This is a genomic window from Flagellimonas sp. (assembly GCF_965601775.1).
Classification (GTDB): domain Bacteria; phylum Bacteroidota; class Bacteroidia; order Flavobacteriales; family Flavobacteriaceae; genus Flagellimonas.
Genome location: NZ_OZ271837.1, coordinates 203,424 through 221,457 on the forward strand (window position 1 = coordinate 203,424; position 18,034 = coordinate 221,457).

Here is an 18,034-nt window from a genome sequence, read left to right on the forward strand (position 1 = left end):
TATGCATGAGACATCCATAGTAAATAGTATTATGAGAACCTTGGAAATGGAGTTTGAAAAGGAAAAGCTCGATAAGATGAAATCCATTCACCTTAAGGTAGGAATTCTTTCAAACATTGAACCTAGGTTATTGCATAACGCCTATAGTGCGTATCACATATCCCATCCAGAATACAGTAATGTCAAGTTGAATATAGAATCCACTGAGCTTAAGATTCAGTGCGAAGTATGTAATCATATTACCCAAGTGAAAAACTATAGGTTCCTATGTGAAAACTGTGAACGCCCAAGTAAAAATGTGATTCAAGGCGAGGAATTGTTAATACATAAAGTAGAATTTGAAGATTAAATCATGATAGAAAAGTCAACTAAAGCAGCTAGAGGCACGGTTCAGTGCGAAAACACCAACATACACCTGTTAAAAGCCAATGATTTTGTGGCCGACATCATCCGAAAGGAAGTGGCGAAAACCAAAACCCTTTTGATCAATATTACTTCTTCTGCTGGAAGCGGTAAAACCACTTTGATGCAAAAGACGGCTGAAAAATTGAAGGATAAAATCAATTTAGCGGTCATGGTGGGGGATTTGGAAACGGAGCGGGATGCCGAGCGTATTCGCGAAACTGGCATTCACGCATTACAAATTGTAACCGGTGGCATATGTCATTTAGAAGCACAGATGGTGCATCAAGTGCTGGATAAGTTTGATTTGGAAAATCTAGACCTACTATTCATCGAGAATGTCGGGAACTTGGTTTGTCCCGCCTCCTTTGATCTAGGGGAGGATTTTAGAGTTACGTTAATAGCGACAACAGAAGGGGATGATAAGCCCAAAAAGTATCCTAAAATGTTTTTGACAAGCGATTTGATGCTAGTGTCAAAGTCGGATTTATTACCATATCTACCATTTTCCGTAGAAGCGGTTACAAAAGACGCCAGAGAGGTCAACCATGAACTGGAGGTCATTCAGATATCTTCCCTATCGGATGAAGGTATTGATGAATGGTGTGATTGGTTGGTGGAAAAAATAAATGATAAGAAGGGCTTTTAAGCCGAATGCTTAAAACCTTTAAAATACAGGTAGGTGGTCAAGTCCAGGGGGTCGGGTTTCGTCCTTTCGTTTTTAACTTGGCCGAAAAGCACCAACTAAAAGGAACGGTAAGTAATAATGCTAAAGGGGTTCTGATTTATGTAAATGGAACAAGTGAAGAGCTAATGAATTTTATGGAGGACATTTTGGAAAAAGCACCGGATGCGGCTATCATCCAAAATCATTCTATGGATGAAATTGAATCCATGGAGTTTGAGAACTTTTCCGTTGTCCCTTCCCAAAAAACGGCCAAGGTGGCTATACCACTTACGGCAGATTTTGCCATCTGTAACTCCTGTAAAATAGAAATTCAAAACCCAAAAAATCGAAGATATCGGTACGCCTTTACCACTTGTACTCAATGTGGTCCAAGATATGCCATCACACAAAAATTCCCATTTGAAAGGGCGCATACCACAATGAACCAGTTCACTATGTGTAAGCATTGTGTATCGGAATATGAAAACCCAAAGGATTCCAGATTCCATTCCCAAACCAACAGTTGCGATGATTGTGGAATTACGATGCAACTGCTATGGAATTTAGGAGAACCAACTCCTGTTGAAGAGGAAAGAGAGATATTAGGTACTGTCGCACGCTTCCTAAAGGAAGGAGCTATTGTTGCTTTGAAAAATACGAGTGGTTATTTATTATGTGTGGATGCGAGAAATCCTGAAGCAGTTAAAAAATTGCGGCAACGAAAAAAGCGCCCGACTAAACCTTTTGCCTTGCTGTATCCTACCATGGAAAAAATCCATGAAGCCTTTGAGGTATCCAATCATGAACAGATAGCTCTTGAATCGAGAGTTTGTCCTATTGTGCTTCTAGATGCCAAGCAACAAACAAAAGGACACCTTGCTGAGGAAGTAGCTCCCGGGCTAGACCGTTACGGGGTTATGTTACCCTCCAGTGCTTTGTTAACCTTACTTGCAATAGAAGCACAAATTCCTTTAGTGGCTACCAGCGGAAATATTCATGGTTCACCTATTCTTTCCTCGGAAAAAGACGCTAGAGAAAAGTTGAGTGCTGTCGCAGACTACTTTTTGAACCATAACTTGGAAATTGTTTTCCCTCAAGATGATTCGGTAATGCATTTCGCTGATAAGCAACAAATTTTGCTGCGTCGTTCCAGAGGATTGGCACCCAATCTTATGGGATATGTGCCCAAGTCAAATGAGAAGGTATTTGCAATGGGCGCACATCTAAAAAGCACCTTGGCCTTTACGCCGAATGGACACACCTATGTGAGCCCCTATTTTGGAAATTTAGATTCTTACGAGGTACTCCAGCGTTTTACAGAGACCTTGCAACGGTACACCCAGCTATTTGAAGAATTACCAGAAGTAGTTTTGGTGGATAAGCATCCCACATATCAAAGCACGATTCTAGGACAAGAACTCGCTACAAATTGGAAAGTTCCAGTGGTTGCGGTGCAACACCATAGAGCGCATTTTGCAAGTGTTTTGGCAGAGCATGATGTATTCGAAACCCAAAAGCCTGTTCTTGGAGTGATTTGGGATGGAACCGGCCTAGGCGATGACGGGATGATTTGGGGTGGTGAGTTTTTCGTGTATCAGAATCACCAAATGGAACGGAAGGCACACTTTGAATACTTTGATACCTTGGCTGGGGATAAAATGGCCAAAGAACCTCGACTATCACTGTTTAGTTTGGTCAATTTGCACGTTGAGGTTGAAGACAAGTTTTCAAAAACTGAAATTAAGATTTACCAAAAACTGAAGGAGAACTCAAAACTCAAAACATCATCCGTCGGCAGATTGTTTGATGCGGTTGCTTCTTTGTTGGATGTATTGGATATTTCTACCTATGAAGGAGAAGCAGCTTTGCTTTTGGAAAATCTAGCTTGGCGGTATCAAGGGGAATGTATCGACTTGTTAGAAAGGCAAACCTTTGAAAACGTTCCTTCAAAAACAATCATAGAGCACTTACTCAACTTGAAAAATCAAGGTGAATCAAAGGCCAAGTTAGCAGCCAGTTTCATGTATACCTTGGCAAGTATAGCGGTTAAAATGGCAAAGATTTTTGAAATATCAACCATTGCCTGTAGTGGGGGAGTGTTTCAAAATCGCTTTTTGGTACAAACCTTAATCAGCTTGGCACAAGAAAATGACATTACATTACTATTCCATAAGGAAATGTCAAGTAATGATGAAAATATAGCATTGGGCCAATTGGCCTATTATCAAAACATAAAAGAATAAGTTATGTGTTTAGCGATTCCAGGAAAAATCAAAAGTATTGAGACCATACATAATGGTCTGGTACGAATGGCCAAGGTTTCCTTTGGGGGCATTACCAAGGAAGCCAGTTTAGAAATGCTCCCCGACGCGAAAGTGGACGATTATGTATTGGTTCATGTGGGGGTGGCGATTAGCAAAGTGGATGAAGAGGAAGCTCAAAAAACGTTCAGCTATTTAGAAGAAATTGGAGAGCTGGGTGAATTGGAAGATGTGGATGAATATTTACCCAAAAAAGAGTAAAACAAGCAGCTATGAAGTATCTATCGGAATATCGAGACCCAGAATTGGCAAAAAAATATTTGGAGGAAATCAAGAATACGGTTTCAAGACCATGGTCCATCATGGAAGTTTGTGGTGGGCAAACCCATAGTTTAGTGAAAAACGGAATCATTGAGATGTTACCAAAAGAGATTACTATGATTCATGGCCCTGGGTGCCCTGTTTGTGTTACCCCTTTAAACTTAATTGATAAGGCGGTTCATTTGGCTCTGGAAAAAGGTGTCGTTCTCTGCTCATTTGGTGACATGCTTCGCGTACCCGGTTCCGAAAAAAGCCTCTTGGAGGCAAAAGCGGAGGGCGCAGATGTTCGTATCCTATACTCCCCACTGGAAGCCGTGAAGATTGCAGAAGATTATCCTGAAAAAGAGGTCGTTTTTTTTGCTGTTGGTTTTGAAACTACGGCACCCGCCAATGCCCTTTCTGTGATTCATGCACACCGTAAAGGATTGAAGAACTATTCCATTTTGGCTTCCCATGTATTAGTGCCGCCGGCAATAAAGGCAGTTATTGATGATGAAGAAAGCCGAATTGATGGTTTTTTGGCGGCAGGTCATGTTTGTACCATTATGGGCAATGCGGAATACCACCCACTTTCTGCAAAATATAAGGTACCTATTGTCGTGACCGGTTTTGAGCCTTTGGATGTGCTTCAAGGTATTCTAATGGTTATTCGGCAATTGGAACAAAGCCAATCTGAAGTGGAAAATCAATATGCCAGAATCGTTCGTGAAGAAGGTAATGTGGAAGCACAAAAAGTGATTCACGAAGTATTTGAAGTTCAAGATCAGATGTGGCGTGGTATTGGTGAAATTCCCATGAGCGGGTATGGTGTAAAATCGAAATATGCAGATTTCGATGCCACCAAAAAATATGAAGTTTCCATTGAAGAAGCGCCGGAAAATCCCGAATGTATATCCGGTCAAATCATGAAAGGTATCAAAAAACCCTTTGAATGCCCTCAGTTTGGTAAAAAGTGCAAGCCTTCAAATCCATTAGGCGCCCCTATGGTGAGCAGTGAGGGGGCATGCGCCGCGTATTATCATTTTTCGGGGATGGTCGAAGCATAACAGTATTGAATGTCAGAAGAGAAAAAATTACGCATGCAGTTGCAATGCCCCATGCCCAAATTGGATTTTGATGTCATCACCTTGGGCCACGGTAGCGGTGGATTATTAACCAATAAATTGTTGGATAGTGGGGTTTTTGATTTGTTATCAAATCCCATTTTAAACGCTCGTCACGATGGCGCTCTTTTGGAGTTGGAAGGTAAAACCGCTTTTTCTACGGACAGCTTTTTAGTATCTCCCATTTTTTTTCCAGGAGGTAATATTGGGGAATTGGCCGTAAATGGTACGGTGAACGATTTGGCAATGTGTGGTGCTGTCCCAAAATATCTTTCCTTGAGTTTTATTATTGAGGAGGGACTAAAAGTTTCAGAGTTTTGGGATGTTTTGGTGGCGGTAAAGTTCGCTTGTGAAAAAGCAGGGGTGCATGTAGTTACCGGAGATACCAAAGTGGTGGAAAAAGGGAAGGGTGACAAAATCTTTATTAATACTTCTGGCATTGGGAAAGTTCATTCCAAAGCAAATATCGCAGCGAGTAATATCAAAAAGGGAGATAAAATCATTATTAGTGGACAAGTAGCAACCCACGGCATGGCGATTATGTCCGTTCGGGAAGGACTTGAATTCGATTCTGAAATACAAAGTGATACTACTAATTTAAATCATATCATAACGAAACTTTTAGACCAATTTGGAGAGAGCATTCATCTGTTAACTGACCCAACCCGTGGAGGTGTGGCCACCGTGTTAAAGGAAACCGCGCAGTCTATTAATTTAGGGATTGATATTTTCCAAAAGGATATCCCCATAAATAATCAGGTGGCAAGTGCTTGTGAATTATTGGGGCTTGACCCGCTATATGTTGCCAACGAAGGTCTGTTCCTTGCTTTTGTTGGAGAAGATGAGGCAGAAAACCTCCTTTCAAAATTACAAAGGGATGAAAATGGAGTTCATTCCAAAATAATAGGCACAGTGACAGGAGAACATCCTGGACAAGTGATTCTGGAAAGCGCTATTGGTGGGAAACGTGCGGTAAGTATGCTGCCTGGAGAACAATTACCACGAATCTGTTAGTATGGATTTTTCTACTCTGGGTAAACAGGTGTCCAATCCTTATATTTTCAAAGGCTCTAAACAAAAACCTTTTTTGGCACCTAGAGGGGTGCACTTGGTCAATGATATACTATTTGTTTCAGATACGGGTCAGAACCGTATTTTTATTTGGCACAAACTGCCCACCGCACTAAATCAAGAGCCTGATGTTGTTTTAGGCCAACAGGATGTTGAGGGTTCCGGAAGAAACGCGGGAGGTACCGTAACAGCTAAAAGTTTGCACTATCCTTCAGGAATTTGGAGCGATGGAACACGTTTGATTGTCGCGGATGCTTGGAACCATCGTGTACTGATTTGGCATCAGTTGCCTACCAAAAATGGACAGGTTGCAGATGTGGTTTTGGGGCAACCCAATTTTGAATCGAATGAAGTAAACGTTGAAGGCATTTCAAAAAATCCTACATCAAAAAGCTTGCATTGGCCTTACGGTGTTTTTTCTGATGGGGAAAAGTTATGGGTGGCTGACACGGGAAATCGGAGAATCCTTTATCATAAAACGATTCCTTTAGAAAATTATGCAGCCGCTGATAAAGTTATCGGAAAACCTGATTTTACCACCCGAGATTATGAAAACAACCAACCGATTTGGCCATATTCAGCAAAAATAAATTCTGAGGGTATTTTGGCTGTAGCGGATACCCAGTTTTACCGAACTTTGATTTGGTACGATTGGAAAACTGCGTTCAAAACTACAGCGGATGTCATTATTGGACAACCTAACTTTGATGCGTGTGGGCAAAATCAATTTGGGCTTTTTCCAGATTCACATACCTTAAATTGGACCTATGATGTCTGTTTTTATAAAAAAGGATTGTTGGTCAACGATACTGGAAATAGTAGGCTACTTTATTTCAAAAGAATTCCAGAAAAGAACAACCAAACTGCTGATGCTGTCATAGGAAAGCGTGATTTCAAAACGGGAAGTGAAAACAAGGATACGATTGTAGGAACGGATAGTTCTCTATATTGGCCTTTCTCTATCTGTACACAAGAGGATAAATTGGTAGTCGCGGACACGGGAAATCATCGTCTATCGATTATGGATATACTGCTTTAAAAACCCAAATAAATCCAATATACACCTACTATTATGGCAAAAAGCCCTCCAGCAATTCGGATACTCTGGAACGTATTTGGGCTTTGTAGTTTTTTTGAGCCATTCGATATTGTTCCTAGGATATAAGCATAAATCACCATGGCCAATACGGTTCCCAAGGCGAATCCAATAATATAGAGTATTCCTTCCAATTGACTTTCAAGACCTAATACAGGGAGCAACAGTAAAAAGTGGGCAATTCCCGCCAAACCATGCAGGACTCCTATGAAAAATGAAGACCAACTATTTTGGCTTAATGCTCTAGAGTGGGTATGCTCATGTTCCAAGGTATTGTCTCCATGGTTGTGGTCGTGAACATGAATATAAGGCTTATCACCTCCATGGATATGGGGGTGTTTATGGCTTTTACCTTTGAAGAAAATCCTAAAAATGGCCCATATCCCAACACCAATTAGTACAAGGCCCACCAATTGTTCGCTATACTCGGAGATTAATTCTACTGGAATAACCTCTTTAAATGCCAAAAAAAGCAAGCCAATGACCAACATTCCAGTAAGATGTCCAAATCCCCAAAACAAGCCAATACGCCATACCTTTTTACGTGTTTCAATGGCCAAGGGAGTTATTGCGGCGAGGTGGTCTGGACCAGAAATTACATGCAGTACAGAGGCTAAAATTCCGGCAAAGAGGGATTGAACAACCATTACTACAATATATTAACATTTAATGATATTATTGGAGGTTGAATTACTTTATTCTGGGTAATTATAAAGTAGGTCATTTGGAACCGCTTCCAATTGACTCAAGTACATTAGTTTTGTTCAAATCAAACAGCTAGTATCCCATGAGAAAAGTCCTAATCGTATTAACCCTGTTTGCACCAATCTTTCTATTGGGCCAACTACCAAAATTATATAATCAAGTAAGCTCTTCCGTAGTCGTTTTGAATGTAGAGACTTTTGAACCGGTTTCCATCGGACAAACCCTGCAATTGGTTCGTCAGGGCTCTCAAGGTTCTGGAGTACTCATTAACGAAGAGGGTCTTATTTGGACCGCTTCACATGTGGTTCAATCTGCAGAAAGTATTGAGGTGGAGTTTGTTGATGGTGATACATATGAAGCCGAGGTGGTAGTTTCAAACCCTCAAGGAGACGTAGCATTGCTTAGAATAAAAGAAACTTTTGATACGACGAATAAAGCCGTGGCCAAAATTGGAGATTCGGATGAGGTGCAGATTGGCGAGGAAATATTCATATTGGGTGCTCCACATGGATTTAAACAAACCCTTACTAAAGGTATAATCAGCGGAAGATACACCCCTGAAAATTTGAGTAACGACTTTGAGAAAATTGAGTTTTTCCAAACCGATGCGGCAATCAATCCAGGAAATTCAGGAGGTCCAATGTTTAATATGAACGGGGAGGTAATTGGTATTTCTAGTAGTATTTTCACTTTTTCTGGGGGATTTGAAGGTATAGGCTTCGTCACAACATCCAATGTGGTACAAAACTTACTCGATTCCAGTCCTACACTTTGGACGGGTATAGAATCCATGATGCTTTCTCCTGAAATGGCTAGAGTCTTGAATGTACCACAAGAGTCCGGACTCCTAATTTTATCAATCTCTTCCAAGGGTGCGGCCGCCAAGTTGGGTCTGCGAGGTGGATATTTATCTGGCACTATCAATGGTGAGGAAGTGCTTTTGGGAGGGGATATCATTTTGGAGATTGCTGGAATCAAATTTTTAGATGGGGATTCAGGATTTAAGATTCGGGAAAAGATTAGCACCTACCCCAAGGGCAGCCAAATCCCGATCGTTGTACTTCGTGAGGGGCAAATTGGAGCAACAACTTTTCCAAAGCAATAATTAAGATTGGTTTGACCAGTATTGGATAGATTTCCAAAGGAAGGAGAATTGGGCTTAACATTCCCCAAAAGGGTTAGGGGTGCTTGGTTATTTTGATAACCTATAAGCATTAGAGTACCAGTATTATTAAATCTTAAACAAAAACCAATTTGTACGGCTTTCACCAAGGATTTCTTAAAATAATTCTTACTTTGAAAGAATTAGCCGATTGCCAACCTTAAGTTAGATTCTGAATGGACTATTTTGTCATAACCAGTATCCTTGTTTTTCTGTCTGCTGTCTTTGGTTATCTCAACCTTCGCTTTTTCAAATTACCCAATACCATTGGGCTTACCTTAATCACCATCTTATTCACCCTTGCGGTTTTTGCATTGAGTTATTTTGATGATACTTTACTTAAAGCAGAGAGATTCATCATATCCAAAATTGATTTCAAGGTGGTTTTGCTGGACATTATGTTGAGCTTTCTACTGTTTGCGGGAGCGTTGCATACGGATTTGCAGAAGCTTAAAGAACAACGTTGGCCCGTTTTAGTTTTTGCCACCTTTGGTGTTTTGGTATCGACCTTTTTGATAGGTACCGCGGTATTCTTTCTTCTGCAGCTATTAGGGCTTAACGTAAGTTTCATTTATTGCCTATTATTTGGGGCGCTGATTTCTCCGACCGACCCTATTGCGGTATTAGGGATTTTGAAAAAGGCAGGAGCTCCTAAAAAACTGGAGATCAAAATCGTTGGCGAATCCCTTTTTAATGATGGAGTTGGGGTAGTGGTCTTCTTAACGATTTTCGGATTGGCCAGTGGTTCAGAACCGGGCTTCTCCTTGTCAAGTGTTTTAGAACTTTTTGTGGTTGAGGTTTTTGGTGGCTTATTGTGGGGCTTGTTCTTAGGATGGGTAACCTATTATTTCCTAAAGCGAATAGATGACTATAATATCGAGGTGATAATAACCTTGGCAACGGTAATGACGGGGACCATTGTGGCCACGCACTTGCATGTTTCAGCACCATTGGCCATGGTAGTGGCCGGCTTAATGATTGGTGGAAACAAAACCCGAAAGCAGGCTATGTCCAAACTTACCGAAAGCTACGTGGATAAGTTTTGGGAACTGATTGACATCCTGTTGAATACCATTTTGTTTGTGTTGATAGGAATGGAAATGTTGGTGCTAGAGTTGAATGCCGTGTATATCTATGCGGGATTGTTGGCTATTCCTATTGGCTTACTATGCCGATATATTTCTTTGATCATTCCAGTGAAACTCTTTCAAAAGCGATTGGATTTTGTGCCAAATACCACTTTGATCATGACTTGGGGAGGATTGCGTGGCGCAATTTCCATTGCCTTGGCATTGGGTCTTACGGATTCTATGGAGAGAGACCTGTTCTTGGTGATTACCTATATCATTGTCATTTTTTCAATATTGGTACAAGGACTCACTGTCGAAAAACTGATTACAAAGCTCAACTTAAAAGGAGGGTAAGATGAATTGCTTCTATATGAAAAAATATTGCGTAAAAGCCATTTTAGGGATTGCGATAATGCTCATTTCTTTCCAAGGGATGGCCCAGGATAAAAAAACCTATAAGGTTGGTATTTTGGTGGATAGGGTTAATCGAGAACTTTCCCCCTTAATTGATAAGCTTAAAAACGAAGTTAAGGCGGTTGTTGGGGAAGATGCCAATATCGTTTTTCCGGATTATGGCCTATTGGTGAATAATTTCAATTTGGAAACTGCCCGAAGTAATTACAACCAGCTTTTGGGAAATGATATTGACATTATATTGGCCTTTGGGGTATTGAACAATGAAATTATTAGTCCCTTAACGGTTCATGAAAAACCAACCATACTATTCGGAGCGGTAAACAGGGATGTACAACAATTGGACCTGTCAAAGACCACTTCCGGAATTGAAAATTTCACCTATTTGATAGAATCGGAATCGTATCAAGATGATTTAAACCGATTTAAAGAGCTTAGCGACTTTAAAACCTTGGGTATTGCGATTGATGCACCAATCGCTGAAATATTACCATTCAAAGAAATTTTTGACAAGGAGTTGGCGGATTTAAATTCAGATTACCGTTTGATTCCATTTGAGTCTGTGGATGACATCATTGCTAATCTTGAAGGTACCGATGCTTTGTACATGGCGGGTGGTTTTTTTATGACCACCGAGGAGAAACAGGTCTTGATAAGAGAACTTCTGGAACGCAAATTGCCTTCATTTACAGTGAATGGCCCTGCGGATGTAAAACTGGGTTTTTTGGCCACTTTGCAGGCCGAAGAGAATTTAGACCAATTTTTTAGACGAATTGCTCTAAATGTGGAAGCTTATGTGACGGGTACTCCAATGTCGGATTTGCCTGTGTTTATTGATTATAATCCAAGGCTAACCATAAATTACAATACTTCCGATAGAATTGGATTTCCAATTAAGTATAGTTTGATTGGCGAAACCGACTTTGTAGGCGAGTTTAGAAATGTCTTATCTGAAAAGGAATATGATTTACTTACTGTAATCAATCAGGCGCTCGAACAGAACTTATCCATCCAATCCGATCAAATGGATGTGGATTTGGCTTCTCAGGATGTCAAGACCGCCAATAGCAATTATTTGCCTTCCTTGACCGCCTCTGGCTCGGCTACCTATGTAGACCCCGACTTGGCTACAATCAGTAATGGGCAGAACCCAGAATTCTCCACTGCGGGCAATATAACCCTCAACCAAACGGTTTTCTCCGAAACGGCCAATGCCAACATATCCATTCAAAAGAATCTGCAAAAAGCCCAGCAAGAAGATTTCAACGCATCACAACTAGATTTGATATTCGATGCGGCCAATGCTTATTTTAATGTATTGATTCTAAAGGCTAACACGCAAATACAAGTTCGCAATGTGGATTTAACCAAAAGGAATTTGGAGATATCAGAACAGAATTTTGAAGCTGGGCAATCCGGAAAATCCGACATGCTGCGTTTTCGTAGTGAAATGGCTCAAAATACCCAATCCATGGTAGAAGCCATCAACCAACTGGAGTTGGGATTTTTGCTTCTGAATCAAGTTTTAAACAATCCTACCGAACTGGAAATCGATGTGACCGATGTTCAAATGGACGAGGGTGTTTTCGAAGATTATAAGTACAACGAACTTTTTGATTTGCTGGACAACCCAAGTTTGCGAGAATCCTTTACCAAATTTTTAATTCAAGAAGCCTACGTTAATGCGCCTGAACTAAGGTCATTGGGCTATAGCCTTGACGCCACAGAACGTAACATTCGCTTAAATGGGTATGGTCGTTTTCTGCCTACGGTTGCTCTGCAAGGGCAGTACAATTCCACCTTCAGCCGTTCGGGAGCGGGAAGTACTGTTCCGGAGGGTCTTGGCTTTGGTTTGGTGGATAATTCCTATACTGCCGGAGCGAGCATTTCCATTCCTATTATCAATCAGAACCAGAATAACATTAACCGACAGACTGCCCTTATTCAAAAAGACCAGTTGGAAATCAACAGGGACAATTTGGAATTGAACATTGCTGTAAATGTGAGAAATGGGGTACTGAACTTGGTCAACCAAATGTCCAATATTGAATTGTCTAAAATATCGGAGGAAACCGCAGCTGAAGCTCTTGAACTTACACAGGCTTCGTATGCGGAAGGCGCAGTTAATATTGTTCAGCTATTGGACGCCCAAAATAACTATTTGAATGCACAGTTGGCTCGAACCAACGCGGTATACAACTTTTTAATAAACGCGCTTCAATTAGAGCGGTTTATGGGCTACTACTTCTTGCTAAATACGAAGGAAAAGAATGATGAGTTCAGACAGCGATTTTTTGAATTCTTAAATACACAAAATTAATTGACCAAAACACTTGGAATATGAAAATAATACAACAACTCGGTTTTTTATGGGTACTCGGTGTACTCCTAGTATCCTGTGGTGGGGAAGAAAAAAAGGAGGAAAACACACTGCGGCCCGTAAAGTATATGGAGATTGGATTTTTGGGAGGTGAAGAGTCAAGAACCTTTAGCGGAACCGCCAGAACCGACAAAATCATCAATCTGAGTTTTAGAAGTTCAGGAATAATCACGCAGTTTGATTTGAAGCTTGGGCAAAAAGTCACAAAGGGACAATTGTTGGCCAAATTGGACAATGTTCAGGCTCGTTTGTCCTACGAACAATCCATAACCCAATTGAACAGTGCCGCTTCCCAAGTAAATACGGCTAAATTAAGCCTGAATCGAGTTCGAACACTTTACGAAAAGGGCAGTACTTCCCTCAGTGACTTCGAAGCAGCGAAAAACTCGTTTAGAAATGCTGAGGAGAGCTATAAATCTGCGAAACGAGGAGTGCAGATTCAGCAAGAACAAATCAATTATGGCTATATCTATGCACCTGAAGACGGTACAATTGCCTCAATCTCTGCAGAAATCGATGAAAACGTGAGTCCAGGGCAAGCGGTGGCGGTTTTAAATGCCGGCACTGACATGGAAATTACTTTGGGCATTCCAGAAAGTATCATCAATGGTGTAAAACCCGATATGGATGTTGTTGTCGACTTTACCTCAATAGAAGAAGATGAATTTAAAGGCAGGGTATCGGAAGTAGCACCCGCGGTAGATGCCAACACATCAACCTACCCAGTTCGGGTAATTGTAACAAATCCCAGTGATGCCATTAAGAGTGGTATGGCCGCTAATGTAACTTTTGATTTTGGAGATTACGACTCGGCAGATAATGTTTTGGTAGTACCGCCACATGCAGTTGGAGAGGATAGCAATGGACGTTTTGTTTTCCTGGTAGAAGGTGAGGGTGAAACCGGAAAGGTTAAGAAACAGGGCGTACAACTCGGTAATTTAACTGCCCAAGGTTTTGAAGTGACCTCTGGTCTTTCTTCAGGGCAGCGAATTGCCGTGGCCGGCTTGCAGACTCTTTTAGATGGTCAAGAAGTAAGGTTGCAATAACAACACTATAACCAACCAGAATATGAATTTAGCCAAATTCTCCATTGATAAAAATCGCATCACCTTTATGGTGTTGGCAACCATCATTTTGTTGGGAATCAACATGTATTTCAGTTTGTCCCAGGATAGTATGCCACCCTATACGGTTCGTGTAGCTACGGTGGTTTCACAGTTTCCTGGAGCCAGTCCAGAGCGGGTAGAGCAATTGGTCACCGACAAAATTGAAAAAGTGGCGCAGGAGCTTCCAGAGTTAAAAGAGGTGACCAGTACCTCGCGTACTGGCCTTTCTGTGGTTAGTGTTTCTTTGAAAGATGAGGTGTCGCCAGAAACTTTGCAATCTGTGTGGGATAGGTTGCGTAGAAAATTAAATTCAATCCAAGGCCTTCCATCTGGAGTAGCACCCAATTTAAATGATGATGGTATTGGCGATGTCTACGGGATTGTTGTGGGCTTGACTTCCGATGGGTTCAGTTATTCGGAAATGAAAGAATATGCGGATGATATCAAAGACGATTTAATCAAGTTACCCGATGCTGCCAAACTAGAACTTGGGGGCGTACAGGATGAACGTGTTTTTGTGGAGTTTGACAATACGCGATTGAAAGAATATGGTTTATCAGCATCCAAATTGCAACAGAGTATTGGTGCTACCAATATCTTGAGTTCCGGAGGTCAAATCAATGTAGGGGATGAACGTATTATTTTGGAACCCACTGGGAATTTTGATTCTGTTGAGGACATTCAAAATATGTTGATTGCGGTTGGTGATGGGTCTCAGTTAGTAAAACTCGGAGATATCACAACTGTGACCAAAGGCTATATTGACCCTCCCACACAAATTGTTAGTGTCGATGGAAAGGAAGCCATTACCATGCACGTCAACCTGAAAGAGGACAAGAATATCGTCTATTTGGGGGAAGCAGTAGATGGAGTGGTAGCCCAATGGGAAAAACGATTACCGGTAGGTTTGGAACTCACTAGGGTGTCCTCTTTAGATGATTACATTAATGTTAAGGTGAGCGATTTTATGGTGAACCTAATACAATCCATAAGTATTGTGCTCATTGTAATGCTCGTGTTCTTAGGGTTCCGGACAGGATTTGTAATCGCAAGTTTGATTCCTATTGTGACCATCATGACCTTGATGCTTATGGGCATTATTAATATGGGTCTTAACCAGGTGACTTTGGCCGCTCTTATCATGGCATTGGGGATGTTAGTGGATAATGCTATTGTGGTTGCTGAAACGATTATGGTAAAATTGGAGCAAGGGATGGAAAAGTACAAGGCGGCCATAGAGGCTTTTTCTGAGCTTTGGATGCCGTTGTTGATTTCAACCTTGACCACCTCCGCGGCCTTCCTGGCTTTTTATCTGTCTCCGACCACCATGGGGGATATCGTTGGACCTATTTTCGTCGTGATAACCATTGCCTTGATGTCTTCTTGGTTAATTGCACTTACGGTAATTACCATGTTCTGCTATATGTTTCTGAAGGTCGCACCCAAAGGTGAAAAGAAGCCAAGCTTGGTAGATCGTATAATCAATTCAGCCAAACGTTATTACAAAGATTTGATATTATTGGCCTTGCGACATAAATACAAAGTAATCGTGGGCATCTTTGTGGCCTTCTTTCTTTCATTATATGGCTTCGGTTATATCCCCTTTATCTTTTTCCCTGATAGTGATAGGAATATGATAACTATAGATATCAACCTTCCCGAAGGGAATAGGATTGAACGTACTACCGAAGTAGTTGATCAGATAGAGGGTTTTATGGCAGATTCCCTCAAGATCAACGCGGAAAGGGATAAAGGTATTGTGAGTTGGTCGTCCTATATAGGAGAAGGACCTGAATCCTATGATTTGGGATACTCTCCCGATGAGGCTAATTCAAATTACGCCCATATTCTCGTGAATACCACCACTTTTGAAGAAAATGTGGAAATGGTGAGGCGTTTGGATGCCTATGCTTTTCAGAATTTTCCCAATGCGGATATTAAGGTAGGGCTTTTAGGTTCTGGAGGAGGAGGAACTCCTATAGAAATTAAAGTATCTGGACCTGAACCGGATGAATTGTCGAGCATTGCTGAAAGTGTAAAACAAAAGCTGTCAGGAGTTGCCTTTACCAAAAACGTAAAGGATGATTGGGGCCCAAAAAGTAAAAAGTTCTTGATTGAAATTGACCAAAATCGGGCTCAGAATGCCGGTATAACGAGTTCAGATATTGCGACCTCCTTGCAAACGGTATTGGATGGTTTTCAAACCGGCGAATATCGAGAAGACAATAAGTCCATTCCTATTGTGATGCGAAGTGGGGACAGCCAGCAACAAACCTTGGCCTCCTTGGAAACCTTAAACGTGTACTCACAAAACAGTGGGAAAAGTGTGCCTTTATTGCAAGTAGCCTCTATAGTGCCTGCATGGCAATATGCCAAAATCAAACGTCTTGATATCAGAAGAACGATAAATATTAGCAGTGAACTACGGGATGGAGGTAATGCATCGGCAATCATGTCGGTAGTAACCCCATGGCTGGAAGAACAAATTGATGGAGTATGGCCAGAAGGTTACACCTATCAACTTGGTGGTGATGCTGAGCAAACCGCAGAAAACATGGGACCAATTATTGGCTACCTCCCTATCTCAGGGTTTATCATAGTGCTATTGTTAATTATTCAATTTAATTCAGTTCGGAAAATGACTATGGTCGTATTGACTATTCCCCTTGGAATTATCGGTGTGGTTGTTGGGTTATTGGTATTTCAAGAGGCCTTCGGATTTATGCCCTTTTTGGGTGTCATCTCTTTAGCAGGTATTGTTATAAATAATGCTATTGTGCTCATTGACCGGATGGAGGTAGAACTGGCAGCTGGGCGGAGTGACCAAGACTCGGTGATTGCAGCCTGTCTACAGCGTTTTCGACCTATATTATTGTCAACATTTACGACTATTTTAGGGTTGTTGCCACTGTACCTTTCAGGAGGAGAAATGTGGGAAGGAATGGCTGTAAGTATTATGATTGGCTTGCTATTTGGAACTATAATCACCTTGCTTTTCATTCCTTCGCTTTACAGTGCGCTTTTTAAGGTCAATTATAAAGGGTACGAATTTGATGAAGCCCTATTGGATGCATAATGTTGAATGATTAGAATGCAGACTTCTATTTTGTTATGAGGTGTCTTAGCAATTTTCCCTCGAAGGGGAAGTAAGAACAGTGAATATTTATGGCAGTAATAGATGCTTAGAAAGTTATATGATAATCGTTTCGAAATTTTTCTATCAAGCCAGGTAGCCATTCTATTCGGCTCTTTGGTAGTGCCGCCTGTCTTTTTTGAAACCGTACTTGAACCACTATTGTTTTTGATTAACCTTTCGGCTGGGGTAGTGCTGATTTCTGGAAGTCCAAAGCTCATGTGGTTTAGTATTTTCATTTTGGGACTTAATACTATTCTTTTTGGTATTTCAACCACTGTGGGCGATGAGCCTAGACATCTCAGTCTTATGCGATTGTCCGGGTATTTTTTGTTCTATGTATTGGTTACAGTACAGATTATTAAACAGGTTTGGTATGCCAAACGAGTGAATAAAAATGTCATTTTTGGATTGACCAGTGGGTATATCTCATTGGGATTGATAGGATTCTTCATTTTTCTTACCATAGAGTTGGTAATACCAGGCTCTTTTCAAGGAGGGTTGTTATTGAATACTACGTCAACCGATGTTTTGACCGATAAACTAATGTACTTTAGTTTCATTACCCTAATGACCATAGGTTACGGGGATATCCTACCTGTTACTTCATTAGCCCAAAAGTCAACCATGTTTGTTGGCTTGATTGGGCAGTTTTATTTGGTGATTATCACTGCAGTGGTAGTGGAGAAATACATTTCCCATAACAAAATGGACAGGGAATAAAACCTAAAAAAGCACTAACTTAAGGGATAATGAAAATCAGGATTAGAGGAAATTCGGTACGGTTCAGATTAACGCGTTCAGAAGTAGATGAACTGTGCAAAAAAGGATGTGTAGAAGAGAAAACAGAATTTAACGAATCTCCTTTTTCCTATGTGGTCAAGGCTTCGGAAGAGGAAGAAAATTTGTATGCTTCTTTTCTTGACGGAACGATAACCCTTTATGTTCCAAATGTTCTTTTGCTTGACTGGGATACTAATGAGAATGTTGGTTTTTATCATAATCAAAGTCTCAATAACGACAAGGAGTTAGCCTTGATTTTGGAAAAGGATTTCGTATGTATGGATCAGACTACGGAAGACCAATCTGACAATTATCCCAATCCAAAAATGAAATAGAAAGAATTACCTAACCAAAAAGTTC

15 protein-coding genes are annotated in these 18,034 nt (G+C 40.9%); 14 read left to right on the forward strand and 1 reads right to left on the reverse strand.

The window, feature by feature from the left end:
- Nucleotide 1: 1 nt before the first annotated feature.
- The 7 genes from ACSLUF_RS00995 to ACSLUF_RS01025 are packed head-to-tail and all read left to right on the forward strand — an operon-like array spanning nt 2 to nt 6,864.
- On the forward strand, nt 2–349 hold the full coding sequence (locus ACSLUF_RS00995) for a hydrogenase maturation nickel metallochaperone HypA (RefSeq protein WP_435624270.1): 348 nt from the start codon (nt 2–4) through the stop codon (nt 347–349).
- A 3-nt stretch (nt 350–352) separates the two neighbouring features.
- Nucleotides 353–1,051, forward strand: coding sequence for a hydrogenase nickel incorporation protein HypB (hypB, locus tag ACSLUF_RS01000; RefSeq protein ID WP_435624271.1), 699 nt, complete (start codon nt 353–355; stop codon nt 1,049–1,051).
- Between the two features lie 5 nt (nt 1,052–1,056).
- On the forward strand, nt 1,057–3,312 hold the full coding sequence (gene hypF / locus ACSLUF_RS01005; protein WP_435624272.1) for a carbamoyltransferase HypF: 2,256 nt from the start codon (nt 1,057–1,059) through the stop codon (nt 3,310–3,312).
- 3 nt (nt 3,313–3,315) lie between these two features.
- Entirely contained in the window at nt 3,316–3,591 is a 276-nt protein-coding gene (locus ACSLUF_RS01010; protein ID WP_106144378.1) for a HypC/HybG/HupF family hydrogenase formation chaperone, read from the forward strand.
- A gap of 11 nt (nt 3,592–3,602) precedes the next feature.
- A complete protein-coding gene (gene hypD, locus ACSLUF_RS01015; protein ID WP_435624273.1) occupies nt 3,603–4,697 on the forward strand; it encodes a hydrogenase formation protein HypD in 1,095 nt (364 codons plus the stop codon).
- Between the two features lie 9 nt (nt 4,698–4,706).
- Complete coding sequence (hypE, locus tag ACSLUF_RS01020; protein ID WP_435624274.1) at nt 4,707–5,768, forward strand: hydrogenase expression/formation protein HypE; 1,062 nt, start codon at nt 4,707–4,709, stop codon at nt 5,766–5,768.
- Nucleotide 5,769: 1 nt separating this feature from the next.
- Entirely contained in the window at nt 5,770–6,864 is a 1,095-nt protein-coding gene (locus ACSLUF_RS01025) for a hypothetical protein (protein WP_435624275.1), read from the forward strand.
- Here ACSLUF_RS01025 and ACSLUF_RS01030 read toward each other — a convergent pair.
- The gene (locus ACSLUF_RS01030; protein ID WP_435624276.1) at nt 6,861–7,568 is read right to left on the reverse strand and encodes an urease accessory protein UreH domain-containing protein; all 708 of its coding nucleotides are present in this window, start codon (nt 7,566–7,568) and stop codon (nt 6,861–6,863) included. The genes ACSLUF_RS01025 and ACSLUF_RS01030 overlap by 4 nt on opposite strands.
- Nucleotides 7,569–7,708: 140 nt before the next feature.
- Between ACSLUF_RS01030 and ACSLUF_RS01035 the strand changes: the two genes are divergently transcribed.
- The 7 genes from ACSLUF_RS01035 to ACSLUF_RS01065 all read left to right on the forward strand — a co-directional run bounded on the left by ACSLUF_RS01035 (nt 7,709) and on the right by ACSLUF_RS01065 (nt 18,009).
- On the forward strand, nt 7,709–8,731 hold the full coding sequence (locus ACSLUF_RS01035) for a S1C family serine protease (RefSeq protein WP_435624277.1): 1,023 nt from the start codon (nt 7,709–7,711) through the stop codon (nt 8,729–8,731).
- Nucleotides 8,732–8,964: 233 nt separating this feature from the next.
- On the forward strand, nt 8,965–10,212 hold the full coding sequence (locus ACSLUF_RS01040) for a cation:proton antiporter (RefSeq protein ID WP_435624278.1): 1,248 nt from the start codon (nt 8,965–8,967) through the stop codon (nt 10,210–10,212).
- 16 nt (nt 10,213–10,228) lie between these two features.
- Nucleotides 10,229–12,592, forward strand: coding sequence for a TolC family protein (locus tag ACSLUF_RS01045; RefSeq protein WP_435624279.1), 2,364 nt, complete (start codon nt 10,229–10,231; stop codon nt 12,590–12,592).
- A gap of 20 nt (nt 12,593–12,612) precedes the next feature.
- The gene (locus ACSLUF_RS01050; RefSeq protein ID WP_435624280.1) at nt 12,613–13,698 is read left to right on the forward strand and encodes an efflux RND transporter periplasmic adaptor subunit; all 1,086 of its coding nucleotides are present in this window, start codon (nt 12,613–12,615) and stop codon (nt 13,696–13,698) included.
- Nucleotides 13,699–13,720: 22 nt separating this feature from the next.
- Nucleotides 13,721–16,834, forward strand: coding sequence for an efflux RND transporter permease subunit (locus ACSLUF_RS01055; protein WP_435624281.1), 3,114 nt, complete (start codon nt 13,721–13,723; stop codon nt 16,832–16,834).
- A gap of 102 nt (nt 16,835–16,936) precedes the next feature.
- Complete coding sequence (locus ACSLUF_RS01060; RefSeq protein WP_435624282.1) at nt 16,937–17,614, forward strand: ion channel; 678 nt, start codon at nt 16,937–16,939, stop codon at nt 17,612–17,614.
- 29 nt (nt 17,615–17,643) lie between these two features.
- A complete protein-coding gene (locus tag ACSLUF_RS01065; RefSeq protein ID WP_435624283.1) occupies nt 17,644–18,009 on the forward strand; it encodes a DUF7009 family protein in 366 nt (121 codons plus the stop codon).
- Nucleotides 18,010–18,034 lie beyond the last annotated feature (25 nt).